This is a genomic window from Salinivibrio sp. MA607 (genome assembly GCF_001996245.1).
Classification (GTDB): domain Bacteria; phylum Pseudomonadota; class Gammaproteobacteria; order Enterobacterales; family Vibrionaceae; genus Salinivibrio; species Salinivibrio costicola.
The window spans coordinates 1-17,700 of sequence record NZ_MUFJ01000028.1 but is presented as its reverse complement, the minus strand read 5'-3'; the positions used below and the strand labels follow the sequence as shown (position 1 = coordinate 17,700).

The 17,700-nt window shown below is 47.5% G+C and carries 14 protein-coding genes; 8 read left to right on the top strand and 6 right to left on the bottom strand.

What is annotated here, in order from left to right; genetic code table 11:
• The first annotated feature begins 53 nt into the window (after positions 1-53).
• A complete protein-coding gene (locus BZG81_RS12490) occupies positions 54-1,442 on the top strand; it encodes a TldD/PmbA family protein (protein WP_077460784.1) in 1,389 nt (462 codons plus the stop codon).
• A complete protein-coding gene (locus BZG81_RS12485; protein ID WP_077677535.1) occupies positions 1,439-2,791 on the top strand; it encodes a TldD/PmbA family protein in 1,353 nt (450 codons plus the stop codon). Before BZG81_RS12490 ends, BZG81_RS12485 begins: the two co-directional genes overlap by 4 nt.
• Before the next feature lie 97 nt (positions 2,792-2,888).
• Here BZG81_RS12485 and BZG81_RS12480 read toward each other — a convergent pair whose 3' ends face one another.
• The gene (locus tag BZG81_RS12480) at positions 2,889-3,845 is read right to left on the bottom strand and encodes an alpha/beta hydrolase (RefSeq protein ID WP_077677534.1); all 957 of its coding nucleotides are present in this window, start codon (positions 3,843-3,845) and stop codon (positions 2,889-2,891) included.
• A 370-nt stretch (positions 3,846-4,215) separates the two neighbouring features.
• Here BZG81_RS12480 and BZG81_RS12475 point away from each other — a divergent pair, with 370 nt between their 5' ends.
• From BZG81_RS12475 to BZG81_RS12450, 6 genes are all read left to right on the top strand, one after another.
• Entirely contained in the window at positions 4,216-5,607 is a 1,392-nt protein-coding gene (locus BZG81_RS12475; protein WP_021023917.1) for an L-cystine transporter, read from the top strand.
• A gap of 174 nt (positions 5,608-5,781) precedes the next feature.
• A complete protein-coding gene (locus BZG81_RS12470; protein ID WP_077460788.1) occupies positions 5,782-6,345 on the top strand; it encodes a PhnA domain-containing protein in 564 nt (187 codons plus the stop codon).
• Positions 6,346-6,416: 71 nt separating this feature from the next.
• The gene (locus BZG81_RS12465; RefSeq protein ID WP_077677533.1) at positions 6,417-8,087 is read left to right on the top strand and encodes a LytS/YhcK type 5TM receptor domain-containing protein; all 1,671 of its coding nucleotides are present in this window, start codon (positions 6,417-6,419) and stop codon (positions 8,085-8,087) included.
• Entirely contained in the window at positions 8,051-8,764 is a 714-nt protein-coding gene (locus BZG81_RS12460) for a LytR/AlgR family response regulator transcription factor (RefSeq protein WP_077576950.1), read from the top strand. Before BZG81_RS12465 ends, BZG81_RS12460 begins: the two co-directional genes overlap by 37 nt.
• Positions 8,765-8,895: 131 nt before the next feature.
• Positions 8,896-10,122 carry an OFA family MFS transporter gene (locus BZG81_RS12455; RefSeq protein ID WP_077677532.1) on the top strand — a complete coding sequence of 409 codons (1,227 nt, stop codon included), beginning with the start codon at positions 8,896-8,898 and terminating at the stop codon, positions 10,120-10,122.
• Positions 10,123-10,388: 266 nt separating this feature from the next.
• Entirely contained in the window at positions 10,389-13,067 is a 2,679-nt protein-coding gene (locus BZG81_RS12450) for a bifunctional diguanylate cyclase/phosphodiesterase (RefSeq protein WP_077677531.1), read from the top strand.
• A 157-nt stretch (positions 13,068-13,224) separates the two neighbouring features.
• Here the strand turns inward: BZG81_RS12450 and BZG81_RS12445 are convergent, their stop codons facing one another.
• From BZG81_RS12445 to BZG81_RS12425, 5 genes are all read right to left on the bottom strand, one after another.
• Positions 13,225-14,181: a hypothetical protein gene (locus BZG81_RS12445; protein WP_077677530.1), complete on the bottom strand. Its 957-nt coding sequence runs from the start codon at positions 14,179-14,181 to the stop codon at positions 13,225-13,227.
• A 1-nt stretch (position 14,182) separates the two neighbouring features.
• A complete protein-coding gene (locus BZG81_RS12440; RefSeq protein WP_077677529.1) occupies positions 14,183-15,139 on the bottom strand; it encodes a hypothetical protein in 957 nt (318 codons plus the stop codon).
• Position 15,140: 1 nt separating this feature from the next.
• The gene (locus BZG81_RS12435) at positions 15,141-16,025 is read right to left on the bottom strand and encodes a hypothetical protein (RefSeq protein ID WP_241827392.1); all 885 of its coding nucleotides are present in this window, start codon (positions 16,023-16,025) and stop codon (positions 15,141-15,143) included.
• Between the two features lie 73 nt (positions 16,026-16,098).
• On the bottom strand, positions 16,099-17,055 hold the full coding sequence (locus BZG81_RS12430; RefSeq protein ID WP_077677527.1) for a hypothetical protein: 957 nt from the start codon (positions 17,053-17,055) through the stop codon (positions 16,099-16,101).
• A gap of 1 nt (position 17,056) precedes the next feature.
• Positions 17,057-17,700, bottom strand: a 644-nt coding sequence (locus BZG81_RS12425) for a hypothetical protein (RefSeq protein ID WP_077677526.1), incomplete at its 5' end; no start/stop codon positions are given.

Genomic DNA, 17,700 nt, shown 5'->3' with positions numbered 1-17,700 from the left:
TGGCGCTATTGGGTAGAATAAAAGATTCGCTAACACACTTCTTAGGAGGAAGTATGCTGAATCCATCAACGGCAAAATCGGTGATTGATCACGCCATGTTTATGGGCGCAGATTTCGCCGAGCTCTTTGTCGAGCACCACCACTCGGGCAACGTCGAGTTATTGTCTGGTGAGGTGGATAAAGTCAGTTCAGGGATTGATTTTGGAATTGGTATCCGTTTGTTTTTCGGTCATAAGGTCCTTTATGGCTATACCAATAGTCGCGATGAAGAACAGCTTAAAAAAGTGACCAGTTTACTTTGCGCGCGTGATAAGCGTGACCAAATTGCCGCTGCTGGCCCCCTTAATTTGTCGCATTTAAATGACAAACATCCTGTGTCTGAACCTCTATCTCGTGACCAGCATGTGGCAGATAAAGTCGATTTTTTACGCCACGTAGACCAACGTATACGCGCCGAAAGTGAAAAAATCACACAAATTATTGGTCGCGTCGGCCAACGTGAACAACAGATTGAGATCTTTAACTCTCGCGGGTTGCACGTTAGCGATACACGTCATTACACTCGGATTGCTGCAACCGCGGTTGCCACCGATGGAAAAGAGCAATCGACCGGCTTTGATGCCCCTGGCGCACTCACTGGCTGGGAATTTCATCACGATATTGATCCCGTGGCGATGGGCGAACGCGTTGCACGTCAAGCATTAACCAAACTCGGCGCCCAAACCTGTCCTTCTGGTGAAATGCCCGTGGTTATTGGAAATGGATTCGGTGGGGTCATTTTCCACGAAGCCTGTGGCCATTTACTAGAAACCACCTCGGTAGCCAAACAAGCCTCGGTGTTTCATGATCAAATGGGTGAGATGATTGCTAGCCCAGTGGTTAGCGCCGTCGATGATGGCACCTTAGCCAACGCATGGGGCTCAATTAACATCGATGATGAAGGTATGGAGACTCAGCATACCCAGCTTATCAAAGACGGTAAGCTCACCTCGTTTATGGTCGATCATATGGGCAGCCTGAAAACCGGTTATGCACGCACCGGCTCAGGCCGTCGTGAGTCTTACAAGTTCGCGCCGACCTCGCGGATGCGGAACACCTTTATCGAGCCGGGTAATGATGATCTTGATAAGATGATTGGCTCCATGGAGCGCGGCATTTATGCTAAAAAAATGGGTGGTGGTTCAGTACAGCCCGGCACCGGCGAGTTTAACTTCGCGGTGCAAGAAGCCTATTTGGTAGAAGATGGCCAAATCACCGCACCACTCAAGTCCGCAACGTTAATCAGCACCGGTCCGAAAGTACTTAAAGAAATTAGCATGGTTGGTAAGGATCTCGCCCTCGCCGCGGGTATGTGTGGCTCTGTGAGTGGTGCCGTACCGACGACTGTGGGTCAGCCCGCACTTAAAGTCGACAACATCCTAGTAGGAGGCGGTAACGCATGAGTGAGCAAAACGTGAAAGCAACCCTAAGCGATGCCGTCGATCAGGTATTAGCACTCGTTCAGGCAAAAGGGGCCCATGCAGACGTCATTGCCAACGCCAGTGAAAGCTTGTCATTGAAGGCGGATCAAGGCGATCTGTCCGAGCACAAAGTCACCGCGGGCCAAGTGATTGGCGTACGTGTGATCCAAGGTGACCAAGTTGCCACCAGTTATTCCGAATCGCTAGATAGCGACAGCCTTGCCAGCATGGTCAATGCCGCGCTAACGAATGCGAGCTTTACCAAAGCCGACCCTGACCAGAAAATTCGCGCCGAAGGGCAGCAGATCGATAGCCAAGATCCCACTTTGTTTCAAGCAGATAATACGCCGATTGAAGATAAGATTGCATTAGCGCTGGCGATGGAGCAAGACGTGGTCAATCAACCACGGGCAACGGGTGCGCCCTACAATGGCTACGGTGAGCAAACCCAGTATCAGCTGCTGGCTAATACCCTGGGCACACGCTGCTATCATCGCGAACGGAGTTTTAGCTGCTACACGGCAGCACTGCTCAATCACGACGGCAAGCAATCGATGCATTTGGGGGCGTCAGTGTCACGCCGCTTTGCCGATCTCGACCAAGCATATGCAACCCGCTTAGCCTATGACACGGCTGATGCATTGTTAGAGGGTGGGCCAGTCAAAACCGGTCAATATGCGGTAGTGTTTGAACATAATTGTTTAAGCGAATTGCTGGGCGCATTTGGCAGTTGTTTTTCGGGGGATGCGGCCAAACGGGGTACCAATCCATGGCGCGAAAAAATCGGAAAACCGATTGCCGATCCAGCCCTGACCATTACCGATATCGCACGTATCGATGACGGGATGCGCAGCAAAGCCTTTGACAGCGAGGGCTTTGCTACAACCGACACGCCGCTAATTGAAAATGGCATATTAGTTGGGTTGTTACATAATAGCGCCACGGCCCATCATTTTGGCGTGCGTCACACTGCCAACGCCGGCCGCAGCCCGAAAGGCGGCTTAGATGTCACTTCACGTCACGACCTCATTGCCGCCGGCAAACAAAGTGGTGCCGAAGTGCATGGAGGCGAGTATCTCGAACTGGTTTCGCTGCAAGGGGTGCATTCTGGCGCGAATGCTATCAGTGGCGACTTCTCGTTTGGAGCCAGTGGCTTCTTGTGCCGTGACGGTAAACGTGTTCGCCCCGTGCGTGGCATCACAGTGGCAGGTAATTTCTATACCATGCTCAATGAGATTGATGCGATTGGCAACACAGTCACGCCTAATTACGATGGCGCCTTCTTCGCCCCTCGGATACGGTTTGCCCGTTTGTCGATAGCTGGCGAGTAGATAGCTGGCGAGTAATACGTTTTTTATAAGCCACATACTATAGACCCCATATGGCACCGCAGACGTCGGTGCCTTTTTTAGATTATTTGCCGGTGGCTTACACATCCATGGCTGACGCGCTGGTCTCAATTGTCTGCCAGTTTTTTTTCCGCGCTGCGATATCGCTACTTGACGTTGCGCTCTCAACACTGTGTACCGCTGGATCCGTCTTAGCCGCAAGATCAGTAAACGCTTGTAAAGTCACGTCGCTTTTTAAAATCCGCCCATGCCCTAGCCCATCAGTAGGCAGCAAGCAGACATGTTGATAGTCGTTTGCTTTTTCAGTCACGCTGAACGAGGCAAAACGATCGCTTCTGTCATGCGCAATGACCACCTGATGACGACGCGCGCCGAGTTTAGTCAAGGGTTCGATGGTTTCGATCGGATAACCATGCTGCTCCCCCACTTCTTGTACAATTTCATCAAACAGCTTGAGTGAATATCCGGACTGACGCACCGTTGCATACAGATTCTCACGATAATTCAACACAGGCGCGACCAAGAGTAATGGTAAGTCATCTAATTGCGGATGTTGGCTCTCGAGGACGGCCGCCGCACCCATACTGTGGGCGACGACACCAGAAACGTTGTCTACTTGATCCAAAACATCGTTGATTGCCTGCACAAACCCTGGAATATGGCTTTCGTGCCCCCCACTTTCACCATGGGCCGGATGATCAAACGCCACAGCGCGAAAACCCAACGAGGCAATATGCGCCATTAAAGGAAAAAATTGGCTCGCCGAACCGGACCATCCATGTGTCAGTAACCAGGTCGGGCCCGCGCCAACGCTGTACATCTGTAGCTCGCCTTGTTGACTTTGCGCAGTAAACCGCTCTAAGCCATTCGGGGCCGCGTTCACCGCTGGACTGCGCGTGGGGGTAAGAAAGAGCTTGCGGGCAATCTTCCTTGCATGACTGGGGGCAAGTCGATGATGACAACGGCTAACCGCGCCTATCAACGTACGTTTTGCACTAAACCGGCCCGGGGTCGAGAAGTAGATTTTTCTGCTCATTGTGAATCCTTCAAATCAATAACACATCACTCCTGGTATGCGTCCAAAAATAAACACGGTGAGGGTGAGTCAACACGCGCGGCCTTACCTTACCGGAACCTTAGGTGTATTCCTAGAACGAACGCTTGTTTTAAAACAGCCGGAATAACTTGTCGTCGCCATTGCGCGATATACCACCGCAAATTGTGCAATAACTGTTCCATATTCTTTTTAGTTTTAATAAGTGCTTTTTTTATCTAGCCGTAATGTGACATATGTCTTCATTATGTGTATCCGTCGGCATAAGATGCGAACCAATATCGATCCCTGAACGACATCCACGGGATCTAACGCTGAAATTATTATAATTCTCTAGGTGGGAACGCCAACTATGACAGTTATCCTTTTAAATCTGATCGCTTTTGCGCTGTTACTGGCAGTGCTTGTGAAGTTGCACAAGCAACAAAAATCCCTATCAACGCGAGTCTTTACTGGCTTAGGCTTAGGGGTGGCATTCGGTGCTGCGCTGCAAGCGTTATATGGTGCTGACGGCACGGTTACACGCGAAACCATTGACTATATCAATATCGTCGGCTCAGGCTACGTGAGCTTGTTAAAAATGATCATCATGCCGTTGATTACCGTATCAATTATTGGTGCCATCTTAAAGGTGAAAGACTCGGGTTCACTGGGTAAAGTCTCTAGCTTAAATATTGGGATTTTGCTGGCAACGACCGCAGCATCTGCACTCATTGGCGTGTTCGTCAGCAGTCTATTTGGATTGTCTGCGCAAGATATCGTGCAAGGTGCGCAAGAAATGGCTCGCGGGGCTGCACTTGAAGAACGCCTAGGTACCGTTGAAAACCTGTCACTGGCTGATATGGTGATCTCTTTCTTCCCACAAAATCCGTTCGCAGATTTAGCAGGAAGCCGTCCAACGTCTACGATTGCTGTGGTGATTTTCTCTGCGCTTGTGGGAATTGCCGGAGTAACGCTTTCACGCACACAGCCTGAACTGGGTGAGCGCTTTGAACGCTTTATGGATGTTGCTCAGGCGCTTGTACGTACTCTGGTGCGCATGATTATCGGTTTAACGCCATACGGTGTCTTGGCACTCATGACAAAAGTCATTGCCGGATCAAATGTCAGTGAAATCCTGCAACTGGCAAACTTCGTTGTCGCTTCATACGTTGGCCTAGGCGCGATTTTGGTGATGCATTTGATCTTAATCGGCCTAGTAGGAATGAGCCCAGCTCAATACTTGAAAAAGATACTCCCGGTACTAACGTTTGCCTTCACATCGCGCTCTAGTGCCGCGACTATTCCGCTAAACATTGATTCTCAAATGAAGAACTTGGGGAACGATCCGGCCAGTGCCAATTTCTCAGCCTCTTTCGGTGCGACCATGGGGCAAAACGGCTGTGCAGGGCTATACCCTGCCATGTTGGCGGTGATGATTGCACCAACCATTGGTATTAATCCGCTCGATCCTGGCTTTATCGCGACCTTGGTTGCCATCGTAACGGTGAGCTCTTTCGGTATTGCTGGCGTTGGTGGCGGGGCAACGTTTGCCGCGCTGATTGTACTCTCGGCACTGGATATGCCGGTCGCACTTGCGGGTCTGTTAATCTCAATTGAACCGTTAATCGATATGGGCCGCACCGCGATTAACGTTAGCGGCTCAATGACTGCTGGCACGCTCACCTCACGCTTAACCGGTGGCCAAGATAAGACTATCTTCGAGCACCACGAAGTGGTGAAACAAGACACTGCAAACGCTTAATGGCGCGGTGCCATCGTTTATAAAATGCCACGCCGCATTGGCGTGGCATTTTTGTGTCTATAATCATCCATCAATTCGCTGACTTAATCCCTTATAACTTGTAAGAATTTATGTCAGCGATTACACTCTGCCGCATTGTTAACGCAGGCTCGATCTGCCCTACACGAGACATTTATGAGTATTGAACAAACACTTCAGGCACGCAGCGGCGGCCAATGTGAACTTTGTACCCGCCAAGACAACTTATCTGTATATGACGTCCCGTACTCACCAGATACCACCGCGAACAGCTGCGTATTGGTTTGTGGCACCTGTCATGACCAGCTAAGTAATCCTGACAATATGGATGTGAACCACTGGCGTTGCCTGAGTGACAGCATGTGGAGCCAAGAGCCGGCCGTGCAAGTCGTCGCTTATCGCCAGCTTTCTCGCCTTTCGAGTGAAAGCTGGGCGCAAGATAATCTCGACATGATGTATATGGAAGATGACGTGCGTAAATGGGCGGAAACCGGTCAAGATATCGAAGAAGTTAAAGTGCTGGATGCAAATGGTGTGGCGCTGCAAAAAGGCGACGACGTGACCGTGATTAAAGATTTGCCAGTGAAAGGCTCAAGCCAGGTAATCAAACAAGGTACCGTGATCCGTGGCATTAACCTGACCGATGATCCCACCCATGTGCAGGGTAAAGTGAACGGCCAAACGTTGTTCGTGATCGCTGAGTTCTGCCGCCGCAAGTAATTGGCAGCATACCGTCGCCCTTTATTTAAACACGGTCTTTTCTTTTGTTAGCGTATAACGACCAGTTATTGATGCTGTTGGCGGTATTTGAACGTGCCGCCTTATTACTCATGGCCTTATTTTGGCTCACTCGCACCCATCTGATCCAAACCATCGTACAGAAGACCCAGCGCCATCCAATGGAAACAGCGCTCATTGCCGCTTTATTTGTATTGTTTGCCTTATTCAGTACCTACACGGGAGTGAATGTCGATGGGTCGCTGGTAAATGTACGCATCATCGCCATTATCGCCGGCGGTATTTTGTTTGGTCCTTGGGTTGGCGTGACTGCCGGCGTCGTCTCGGGCGTTCACCGCTATCTTATCGATATTGATGGGCCAACCTCACAAGCCTGTTTGATCGCCAGTATTATTGCTGGGTGCCTGTCGGCACTGATTCATTATCGCGCAGATAAACAGCATTATGCACGCTACGGCATTTTGGCGGGTATGCTCTGCGAATCGCTGACGATGCTGCTTATCCTTTTGCTTGCCCGCGATCAAACGCTCGCCCAACACATTGTTGCTACCATTAGCTTCCCGATGATTGCGGGTACCGTCTGTATTGGCCTGATCATCCAACTGGTGCAGTACATCGATGATGAAAAAGAACATTTAGCCGCCCAGCAGGCTAAGCAAGCGTTAGATATTGCCAACCGCACTCTACCGTATTTTCGACGCGGAGAGGCGCGAGGTTTGACCAAAGCGTGCAGTATTATTCGTAAAGACACCGGTGCCGATGCCGTGGCTATTACCGATACCGCCGATGTTTTGGCGTATGTTGGCATTGGTGAGGAGCAATACATTGATGCCCATCACCAAATTAGCCGCCTTACTCAGCAAGCGGTAAGAACCGGTGAACAAATTATCAGCAATGATCTCAATGTGCATGATTTTCGCTCTTTGTTGATCATTCCGCTATGGGAAAATGGCGTGGTCACGGGAACCTTAAAGGTTTTTTATCGCCAGCCCCATCGTATTCGTCGCCCCATGCAGGAAATGGCGATTGGTTTATCACAATTGATTTCGACCCAAATGGAAGTTGCGCGGATACAAAACCTCAAAGAAATGGCGAGTAAGGCCGAATTTTCTGCCTTACAAAGTAAAATTAACCCTCATTTTTTGTTTAACGCCCTCAATGCGATCTCCAGCTTGATCCGCCTGCGTCCGGATGACGCCCGTGGCTTGATTGCCAATTTGGCCGACTTTATGCGTTACAATTTAGAGCGCACGCAGGATCTGATCCCCATTAGTGATGCCATTAAACAAGTCAAAGACTATGTCGCCATTGAGCAAGCACGTTTTGGTGACAAACTTACGATCCGCTTTGATATTGAAACGACCGACACCAATATTGCGCCCTTGCTGATACAGCCACTGGTTGAAAATGCGATTCGCCATGGTTTTCAACCTTCTCGTCGTTCTTGTGATGTTATCATTGCGGTGCGCGAAATTGCGCAAGGAACGGAGATTAGCATCACAGATACCGGGATCGGCATCGATCCTAATATTGTCGAGCAACTTTATCATGGCACCATCGACAGTCATCATATTGGATTGATGAATGTGCATCAGCGTTTAATCATGCTCTATGGACAAGGCTTAACTGTTGAGCCACGCAATCCCGGCACACGTGTATCATTTGTGATTAACCATAAGGAGCCTTCATGCTTCGCGCTGTCATTGTCGAAGACGAATACTTAGCGCAAGAAGAGCTACGTTACTTAGTTGAAAAGCATAGTGATCTCGAGATCATCGAAAGCTTTGATGATGGGCTTGCAGCGCTAAAATACCTGCAGACCCATTCAGTGGACGTGCTGTTTTTAGATATCAATATCCCCTCGATTGATGGCATGTTACTCGCGCGGAGTTTACATGCCGATGCGCGCCCGCCCTTTGTGATTTTTACCACCGCTTACAAAGAGCATGCCGCAGATGCTTTTGAGCTTGAAGCGTTCGACTACCTGCTTAAGCCGCTTAACGAAACACGGGTGAAAGGCGTACTCAATAAGCTTGCTCTCGCGGCTGCACCTACCGATACCCTGACAGAGCAACGCCATACCTTGCATTTGATGCGTGATAATCGGATCCGCATTACCGATACCGCCGACATTCTTTATGCCGCTGCCAACGAAAAGACCACCTTGGTGTACACACCCGACGGTGAGTTCTATGTGCCTTACACTATCAGTGAATTGATGACGCAATTGCCGGCTAATTTTTTTCGTTGCCATCGCTCTTATTGCATCAACTTAGATAAAATCACCGAAATTGAACCAGGCTTAAACAGCACCTATCACGTTTTCCTCCCCGGCATTTCTGATCCTGTCTTGGTCAGTCGCGGTAATCTGAAAGCGTTTCGCGAACGGATGCAATTGTAATTCATGCCCTCTCGCTGCAGTTCATGCCCGCTAACTGCAGCTCATTTTATCTTTTTCACCTACTCTTGATGTGGGGATTCAGGGTCGTATCTTGGGGGTGTTCTCAATAGATAAAACCCTGGAGCGTTACCATGAACGCACGTTTATCCCCCGGCATCAAAACCCTTATCGGCACCGTATTGGCCCAGTTTGCACTTGGCTCTGTATATACGTGGAGCCTGTTTAATGCTCCCCTTGCAGCCCAGCTTGACGAGCCGGTCAGTCAAGTGGCCTTCACCTTTGGCATTATGACACTGGCATTGGCTCTGGCTTCTTCCGTGTCGGGCCATCTACAAGCACGATTCGGTGTCCGCCGCGTGACAATTGGCGCAGGCATACTGCTTGGCGCCAGTCTCGCGCTAACCTCGGTGATCAGCCAACTATGGCTACTTTACCTTACCGCCGGCCTTCTGATTGGTTTAGCAGATGGTACTGGCTACCTCATGACGCTCTCCAATTGCGTACGCTTTTTTCCCAAAAACAAAGGGCTTGCCTCAGCCTGTGCCATTGGCGCTTATGGGTTAGGCAGCTTAGGTTTTAAATACATCAATCTATACTTTTTAGCCGCAGGCGGCGCAGCACTAAGTTTTCAAATGTGGGCGGTTCTGGCCTGTGTGATGGTCGTGATTGGCGGCGCACTGATGCACGATGCGCCACAGCAAAAAGTCGCCACAAACGCATCTGAGGCCGATGCGCCTGCTGATTACACCCTTTCTCAATGTTTTAAAACCCCGCAATTTTGGTTACTTGCCACGGTATTTGTCACGATTTGTATGAGTGGGCTTTATGTCATTGGCGTCGCTAAAGATGTGGGTGAACTTTATGTCCACCTTGATGCTGCCACCGCTGCGGAAGCGGTTGCCATTATCGCACTGGCAAATCTAGGCGGCCGTCTGGTACTGGGGGTGTTGTCTGATCGCATGGCGCGCAGCAAAGTGGTTGGCTTGGCACTCCTCGTCTGCGCGGCAGGCGTGGGTATGCTCCGCTTTATGCCACTGGACCAATACAGCTTCTATTTATCGGTTGCTTGTGTCGCGTTCAGTTTTGGCGGAGCAATTACCGTATTCCCCACCTTGATGAGCGACTATTTTGGCATGAACCACCTCAGCCAAAACTATGGTTTTATGTACCTGGGCTTTGGTGTCGGTAGCTTTATGGGCTCTGTCATTGCGGCGCTATTTGGCGGTTTTGTTGCCGCGTTTAGTGTGATGCTGGTAATGATCACTATATCCTTGTGTATTGCATTCACTATTCACTCGCCCAAGCACAATCAAGAGAAGATTAAGCATCATTGGCAGTTGGAGTCATCGACCAGCTAAGCATTGTTATACACTTTCCCCTCGTCTTAGCAATAATACGAGGGGCTCTTGTTTGTAATCGACACACCAAAAATAAAATGTGACAGCGTCACATAAAGTGATCCAGTTTACACTGTAAACCCCGTAATATCGGCGCTTGTTGATAAGTCTATCCCTAAATACTGAATAACATCTCAATACATTAACAACACTATTGATTGTTGTGGTGTACTCGCCTAATTTAAAGCCTCGGCGTCGGGCCTTCCTCTTTTCTTGCTAGGTATTAAATGACACGGACGCGATTTGTTACGCTTCACAGCAAAGCAGCACTTATTTTTATCCTAGGGTTACTTGCCATTATTTTCAGTAGCCTTTTATTGACTCGCTATTTTTTCCTCTTCGGTATTGACCACCTAGAAGACATAGAAATCACGCGCGCAAATCAGCAAGCCAAAGCGGTGATTCAGCGTGTCATCGATAATCAAGTTGAATATGCAATTGATTGGGCCTATTGGGATGATACTTACGCGCTACTTACAACAGGTAATAATCGCTATGCGCAGAGGAATCTAAGCGACGAGACATTACTCGCACTCAGTTTAGATATGATGGGATTTGCCGACTTAAGTGGTGAGGTAGTCGAAGCAAAAGTACTGGAAGATGCGGGCAACAAGTCGATTATTGATGCAATATATCGCTCCCCTGCCGTCACAGCCCATATTCATCAACCCATTCCTGATAAAGAGCTGACTCCTTTCGCTGGTTTACTCCAGCTTAGAGGCCGCATATGGGTGATCAGTGTCAACCCAGTCCGAGACAGTGCGGGCACTGCACCGGTCGTCGGCTGGATGGTTTGGGGGCAAGCACTGACGGGTCGCTTTCCCTCCGCTTACGATAACATATTAGCGGGCAACAACCGTCTCGTTAACAAGGGGGATATAACAAGAGAAGGGAGCGTTGAACGCATTGTTCGTACTGACAATAAGATAACCCGCTATACCCCCTTATATGATTTGAGCAACCGCCCCATTGCGGCCTTAGAAACCACCGAATCTCGCCATTACTATCAAAAGGGAAAGCAAGTATTTCAATATCTTATCTTAGCTTTACTAGCGATGACCTCATTTATCGCTTTCGTGGTTTATCTGCTTTATCGACACAATATTGCTAGACAATTTATCTCTTTTGAGAAAAATGTGAACGCTCTGCTCGGTAACACAGCTCCTATCACAGCGCCCAAAGATATGTTTACCCGCATTACTGAACAAATCGAGGCAATGGCGAGCACGTCCTCTTACGCCGAACAACAACTTAAAGAAACACTGTCTAAATTTGAAGCGCTGTACCATAGCCAACATCTAGGCATGATACTTTTAGAAAATAACCAGATTGTCGACGTGAATCAGGCACTACTTAATTTGCTTGGTCATCAACGCACACAGCTTATCGATGCCCCACTCGATATCCTATTAAATAACAAAGATGGCACACTGTCTGATCTGAATGCCTTCCAAAAACAAGACGAGCAGGATGTTACTCACTTTGAAACTAACCTACGCAGTGTCACTGGGCAAACTATCTCTTGCAATGTAGAAGCGATGCGGCTAGACAATCAGACGTCTCAAACTGTGATGCTGGCGGTGAAAGATATTAGCCAGCAAAAACGACAAGCCGCTTTAATAGAAACACTATCACACCATGACACCCTGTCTGGTTTACTTAATCGGCCCTCGACAACTAAAGCCTTAAATCAAGCGCTTACGAACAAAAAGGCCATTATCACCCTCTACATAATTGCCACACGTCTTCGTGAAATTTACGAGATATATGGGCATCAAGCCTATGACAATGCGGTAAAGCATATCGCTGATGCTTTGAAGCAACAGTTTCCGCAAGCGGAAATCGGTAGGCTAAGCGAAAATGAGTTTATCGTTTTTACTGATCAAATAGAGGAGGAGCAATTTATTCCTCGCGCGAATACCGTGCTAAAAGTCAGTGCAAGTCATCTAGCTGAGACGACTGCAGACTTTGATATCGGCCTTAACGCCGCAATGATAGGGCCTGAGTTCGCGTTTACCCATTTTGAACCCCTCGTCCACTGTGGTTTCTACGCGATAGAGCAACAGTTGGTACCCAAGCACAATGTGACGATTGTTGATGAAGAGATTGTGCAAGCTGCCAATGAGACATTAACAATTAATCGAAACCTGATCACTGCACTGAAAAACGAAGAGTTTACCGCTTTCTTCCAGCCCATCGTTAACGCGACATCGAATCAAGTGATCGGTTTTGAAGCATTGGCGCGTTGGCATCATCCCGATTTGGGGATGATATCGCCAGGGGTTTTTATTCCGTTGGCCGAAAAACACAAATTAATTATTGAGCTCGACGAACTGGTGTTAGAAAAAGCCTGCGCATTTTTACAAACCATACAAAGGTATTGGAGTAAAAAATCGCAGCACCGTCTCACCATTCATGTCAACCTCTCTAGTCCTCACTTTGGCGCAAGTGCGCTGATTAATAACTTGCAGCGACTCATTAAGCAGTACCAACTTTCGCCAGGACAGCTGGTGCTGGAAGTTACCGAAAGTATTCTACTCGGTGCCGACCAGGAGACAATTGAACGGATGCATGCCCTCAAAGCGTTAGGCGTCCAGCTAGCCTTAGATGACTTCGGTACCGGCTATTCATCGTTTAGCTCGCTGTGTAATTTCCCGCTCGATATCGTCAAATTGGATAAATCGTATATGAGCGAAATTGAAACCAATGAAAAGGCCAAAACCTTAGTCCGCAGCATCATCAACATGGCTCAAGAGCTGGGCATGACCACCGTTGCCGAAGGCGTCGAAACCGCGTCTCAATTGCGCATTCTCAACGTCTGGCGTGTCGATGAAATTCAAGGGTTCTACCACTTTAAACCAATGAGTGCAGAGCAGGCATTAAACACCTTTGGTGAAAATGGTTAATTGTAAGAGCGAGCCATATTTATTATTCCTCTCGCAACGTGCTAATACAATTGCTATTTAGTATTATGAGGTTATAAATAAAGGTTATTTGGCCTGCTCTTACTTTATGATGAGCGCCTCTCGCTGCTTCAGACTGAAGAAGTCTGCTCAAGTCACTTTAATCATCCGCAAAGATGTTGATCTTTGGGCCGGTGGCGGGGGATGTTTTTTGTTGTTCGGCTATTTCCTCTAGGGTCTTCTTGTAGGTGTCATCGCTCATATCTCGCCAGTAATGCGGATCGCGGCCCGTCTGTTGGTCATGGGCGGCGGTTACAGGGTCTTTGGCTCGGGCTTCTTCTAACACCAACAGATCGGGCATCGGTTGACTCACATCCATGTAACGCTGGATCATATTCCACAAGCGCTGGTACTCCACCACACGCTCGTTGGTGCCAATTAAATTACTAATAGGCACTCCCACAGAGTAAGGCTGATAGCGATGAACTAGCATTAAGTTATAGTTTAGGTGGCCTTGCGGACTCGGTGCTGACATCAATACACAATCAAATTCGATAAAAGGATGCGTAAAGCGCACTTTATTGCCACGCTTATACAGCGTCACCATCCCTGTTTGACGGTTTAAGCTATATACACGTTTGCTTTTCAAAAAAGGTGCTAAGAAATAGTAGCCTTTACATACCAACTTATAGTGACCCCATATCAGCAAGCAAGGAAGCGTGAAATAAAGGGATAAGCCATAGGTTCCGGTTGACCAAGTCTCCCACCTAGCATCCCAACTTGCATAACCAAATAATAGTGGATAAATCAATATTAAATAAGCCAAAGGCAAAAATAAAATCAATAGTATTTTTGTCATAGTTAGTAAAAATGTATAAAACTGAGACCAGCCGGACAATGCCTCACTATTCAACCTTTCTTCATTCCAGTATAACGACTTATTGTCGCCCTCTATCTCCTTGAGATAAGAGGGCGTAATCTCCCCAGCCAAAGATAGAGCAATGGTGTCATTTGCCTTGGTAAAGGGGAACACTTTCCCCTTAGTTAGTAGCTGCTGCAAAAAACCGTGCGGTGGTTTAGCGGGTTGTAGCGACAGTTGCTCGGTGTTGTAGACCATGTCAGCTATCTGCAAAGATATTGATTTTTGGACCGGTCGCAGGCGATGTTTTTTGTTGTTCGGCTATTTTCGCTAGCGTCTTCTTGTAGGTTTCATCGCTCATATCTCGCCAGTAACGCGGATCGCGACCAGTCTCTTGGTCATGAGCGGCGGTTACAGGATCGTTGGCTCGGGCTTCTTCTAACACCAAAAGATCTGGCATCGGTTGACTCACATCCATGTAACGCTGGATCATATTCCACAAGCGCTGGTACTCCACTACACGCTCGTTGGTGCCAATTAAGTTGCCAATAGGTACACCCACAGAGTAAGGTTGATAACGGTGAACTAGCATTAAGTTGTAGTTCAGGTGGCCTTGAGGACTGGGTGCCGACATCAACACACAGTCAAATTCAATAAAAGGATGCGTAAAGCGCACTTTATTGCCACGCATATACAGCGTCACCATCCCTGTTTGACGGTTTAAGCTGTAAACACGTTTGCTTTTTAAGAAAGGAGCAAGAAAATAATAGCCTTTACATACCAGTTTATAGTGCCCCCATATCAGCAAGCAAGGAAGTGTGAAATAAAGGGTCAGGCCATAAAAAACAGCTGACAAGTCATCCCATCTTTCACCCCAACTTCCATGACTGAATAATAATGGAAAAAGAAAAATCAAGTAAAACAATGGCAAAAACAAAATCAATAGTATTTTTGTCATAGTTAGTAAAAATGTATAAAACTGAGACCAGCCGGATAGCGCTTCACTATTTAACCTTTCTTCATTCCAGTATAACGATTTATTATCACCTTCAATATCCTTGAGGTAAGAGGGCGTAACCTCTCCAGCCAAAGATAGAGCAATGGTGTCATTTGCCTTGGTAAGGGGTAAAACTTGCCCTTTAGTCAGTAGCCGTTGCAAAAAACCGTGCGGTGGTTTAGTGGGTTGTAGCTGCAGTTGCTCGGTGTTGTAGGTCATATCAGCTATCCGCAAAAATGTTGATCTTTGGACCGGTGGCGGGCGATGTTTTTTGTTTTTCGGCTATTTTCGCTAGGGTCTTCTTGTAGGTATCATCGCTCATATCTCGCCAGTAACGCGGATCGCGACCAGTCTGTTGGTCATGAGCGGCGGTTACAGGATCGTTGGCTCGGGCTTCTTCTAACACCAAAAGATCTGGCATCGGTTGACTCACATCCATGTAACGCTGGATCATATTCCACAAGCGCTGGTACTCCACCACACGTTCGTTGGTGCCAATTAAGTTACTAATAGGTACACCCACAGAGTAAGGCTGATAGCGGTGAACTAGCATTAAGTTATAGTTTAGGTGGCCTTGCGGACTGGGGGCCGACATCAATACACAGTCAAATTCAATAAAAGGATGTGTAAAGCGCACTTTATTGCCACGCTTATACAGCGTCACCATCCCTGTCTGACGGTTTAAACTAYAAACACGTTTGCTTTTTAAAAAAGGTGCTAAAAAATAGTAGCCTTTACATACCAATTTATAGTGAGCCCATATAACTAAGCAGGGCAGTGTAAAATAAACTGTAATCACATAAAAAACAGTGGACCAACTTCTCCAAGAAGAGTCGAAATCCATCGGCCCAAAGAAAAGGGACGCTAGTATAAAAAAATAAGGTATCGGCAAAAAAAACATTAACACTACTTTTGCCAATCCCACCAGCAAAAAGTATAGTTGGGACCAGCCTGATAACGACTCACTGTCTAGACTTTCTTCAGTCCAGAATGATGGCTTTCCATTCCTTTCTGTCTTCTCTATTTTCGATGGTAGTGTTTCTCGAGCAAGTGATAAAGCTATGGTGTCATTTGCCTTGGTAAAGGGGAACACTTTCCCCTTCATTAGTAGCTGCTGCAAAAATCCGTGCGGTGGTTTAGCGGGTTGTAGCGACAGTTGCTCGGTGTTGTAGACCATGTCAGCTATCTGCAAAGATATTGATTTTTGGACCGGTCGCAGGCGATGTTTTTTGTTGTTCGGCTATTTCCGCTAGCGTCTTCTTGTAGGTTTCATCGCTCATATCCCGCCAGTAACGGGGGTCGCGGCCAGTCTGTTGATCATGGGCAGCGGTTACAGGATCGTTGGCTCGGGCTTCTTCTAACACCAACAGATCGGGCATCGGTTGACTCACATCCATGTAACGCTGGATCATATTCCACAAGCGCTGGTACTCCACCACACGCTCGTTGGTGCCAATTAAGTTACTAATAGGTACACCCACAGAGTAAGGCTGATAGCGATGAACTAACATCAAATTGTAGTTCAGGTGACCTTGTGGACTCGGTGCTGACATCAATACACAATCAAATTCGATAAAAGGATGTGTAAAGCGCACTTTATTGTCACGCTTATACAGCGTCACCATCCCTGTCTGACGGTTTAAGCTATAAACACGTTTGCTTTTTAAGAAAGGCGCTAAAAAATAGTAGCCTTTACATACCAGTTTATAGTGCCCCCATATAAGCAAGCAAGGAAGCGTAAAATAAAGGGTTAGGCCATAGGCAATTATTGACCAATCCTCCCATTTCTCTACCCATTCTCCTTGACCAAAAAATAGAGCATATGCGATTAACAAGTAAAATAATGGCAAGAAAAAAATTAATAGTATTTTTGCCAGTCCCACCATTAAAAAGTAAAGTTGAGACCAGCCTGATAAAGATTCACTATCTAAGCTTTCTTCGGTCCAGAATGATGGCTTTTCATTCCCTTCTGTCTCTTTTATTTTCGATGGTATCGTTTCTCGAGCAAGAGATAAAGCAATAGTGTCATTTGCCTTGGTAAAGGGGAACACTTTCCCCTTAGTGAGTAGCTGCTGCAAAAAACCGTGCGGTGGTTTAGTGGGCTGTAGCTGCAGTTGCTCGGTGTTGTAGGTCATATCAGCTATCCGCAAAAATGTTGATCTTTGGACCGGTGGCGGGCGATGTTTTTTGTTTTTCGGCTATTTCCGCTAGCGTCTTCTTGTAGGTATCATCGCTCATATCTCGCCAGTAACGCGGATCACGGCCAGTCTGTTGATCATGAGCAGCGGTTACAGGGTCTTTGACTCGAGCTTCTTCTAATACCAACAGATCTGGCATCGGTTGACTCGCATCCATATAACGCTGGATCATATTCCACAAACGCTGGTACTCCACCACTCGCTCGTTGGTGCCAATCAAGTTACTAATAGGCACACCCACAGAATAAGGCTGATAGCGATGAACCAACATCAAATTGTAGTTCAGGTGGCCTTGCGGACTCGGTGCTGACATCAACACGCAGTCAAATTCGATAAAAGGATGCGTAAAGCGCACTTTATTTCCACGCTTATACAAGGTCACCATCCCTGTCTGGCGATTTAAGCTATAAACACGTTTGCTTTTTAAGAAAGGCGCTAGGAAATAGTAGCCTTTACATACCAGTTTATAGTGTCCCCATATAAGCAAGCAAGGAAGCGTGAAATAAAGGGTTAGGCCATAGGTTCCGGTTGACCAAGTCTCCCACCTAGCATCCCAACTTGCATAACCAAATAATAGTGGAT

What these genes read in the sequence shown, in the direction of transcription:
- BZG81_RS12490 (WP_077460784.1), top strand. Translation starts at nt 54, where the DNA reads ATGCTGAATCCATCAACGGCAAAATCGGTGATTGATCACGCCATGTTT.
- BZG81_RS12485 (WP_077677535.1), top strand. Translation starts at nt 1,439, where the DNA reads ATGAGTGAGCAAAACGTGAAAGCAACCCTAAGCGATGCCGTCGATCAG.
- BZG81_RS12480 (WP_077677534.1), bottom strand. Translation starts at nt 3,845, where the DNA reads ATGAGCAGAAAAATCTACTTCTCGACCCCGGGCCGGTTTAGTGCAAAA.
- BZG81_RS12475 (WP_021023917.1), top strand. Translation starts at nt 4,216, where the DNA reads ATGACAGTTATCCTTTTAAATCTGATCGCTTTTGCGCTGTTACTGGCA.
- BZG81_RS12470 (WP_077460788.1), top strand. Translation starts at nt 5,782, where the DNA reads ATGAGTATTGAACAAACACTTCAGGCACGCAGCGGCGGCCAATGTGAA.
- BZG81_RS12465 (WP_077677533.1), top strand. Translation starts at nt 6,417, where the DNA reads ATGCTGTTGGCGGTATTTGAACGTGCCGCCTTATTACTCATGGCCTTA.
- BZG81_RS12460 (WP_077576950.1), top strand. Translation starts at nt 8,051, where the DNA reads ATGCTTCGCGCTGTCATTGTCGAAGACGAATACTTAGCGCAAGAAGAG.
- BZG81_RS12455 (WP_077677532.1), top strand. Translation starts at nt 8,896, where the DNA reads ATGAACGCACGTTTATCCCCCGGCATCAAAACCCTTATCGGCACCGTA.
- BZG81_RS12450 (WP_077677531.1), top strand. Translation starts at nt 10,389, where the DNA reads ATGACACGGACGCGATTTGTTACGCTTCACAGCAAAGCAGCACTTATT.
- BZG81_RS12445 (WP_077677530.1), bottom strand. Translation starts at nt 14,181, where the DNA reads ATGGTCTACAACACCGAGCAACTGTCGCTACAACCCGCTAAACCACCG.
- BZG81_RS12440 (WP_077677529.1), bottom strand. Translation starts at nt 15,139, where the DNA reads ATGACCTACAACACCGAGCAACTGCAGCTACAACCCACTAAACCACCG.
- BZG81_RS12430 (WP_077677527.1), bottom strand. Translation starts at nt 17,055, where the DNA reads ATGACCTACAACACCGAGCAACTGCAGCTACAGCCCACTAAACCACCG.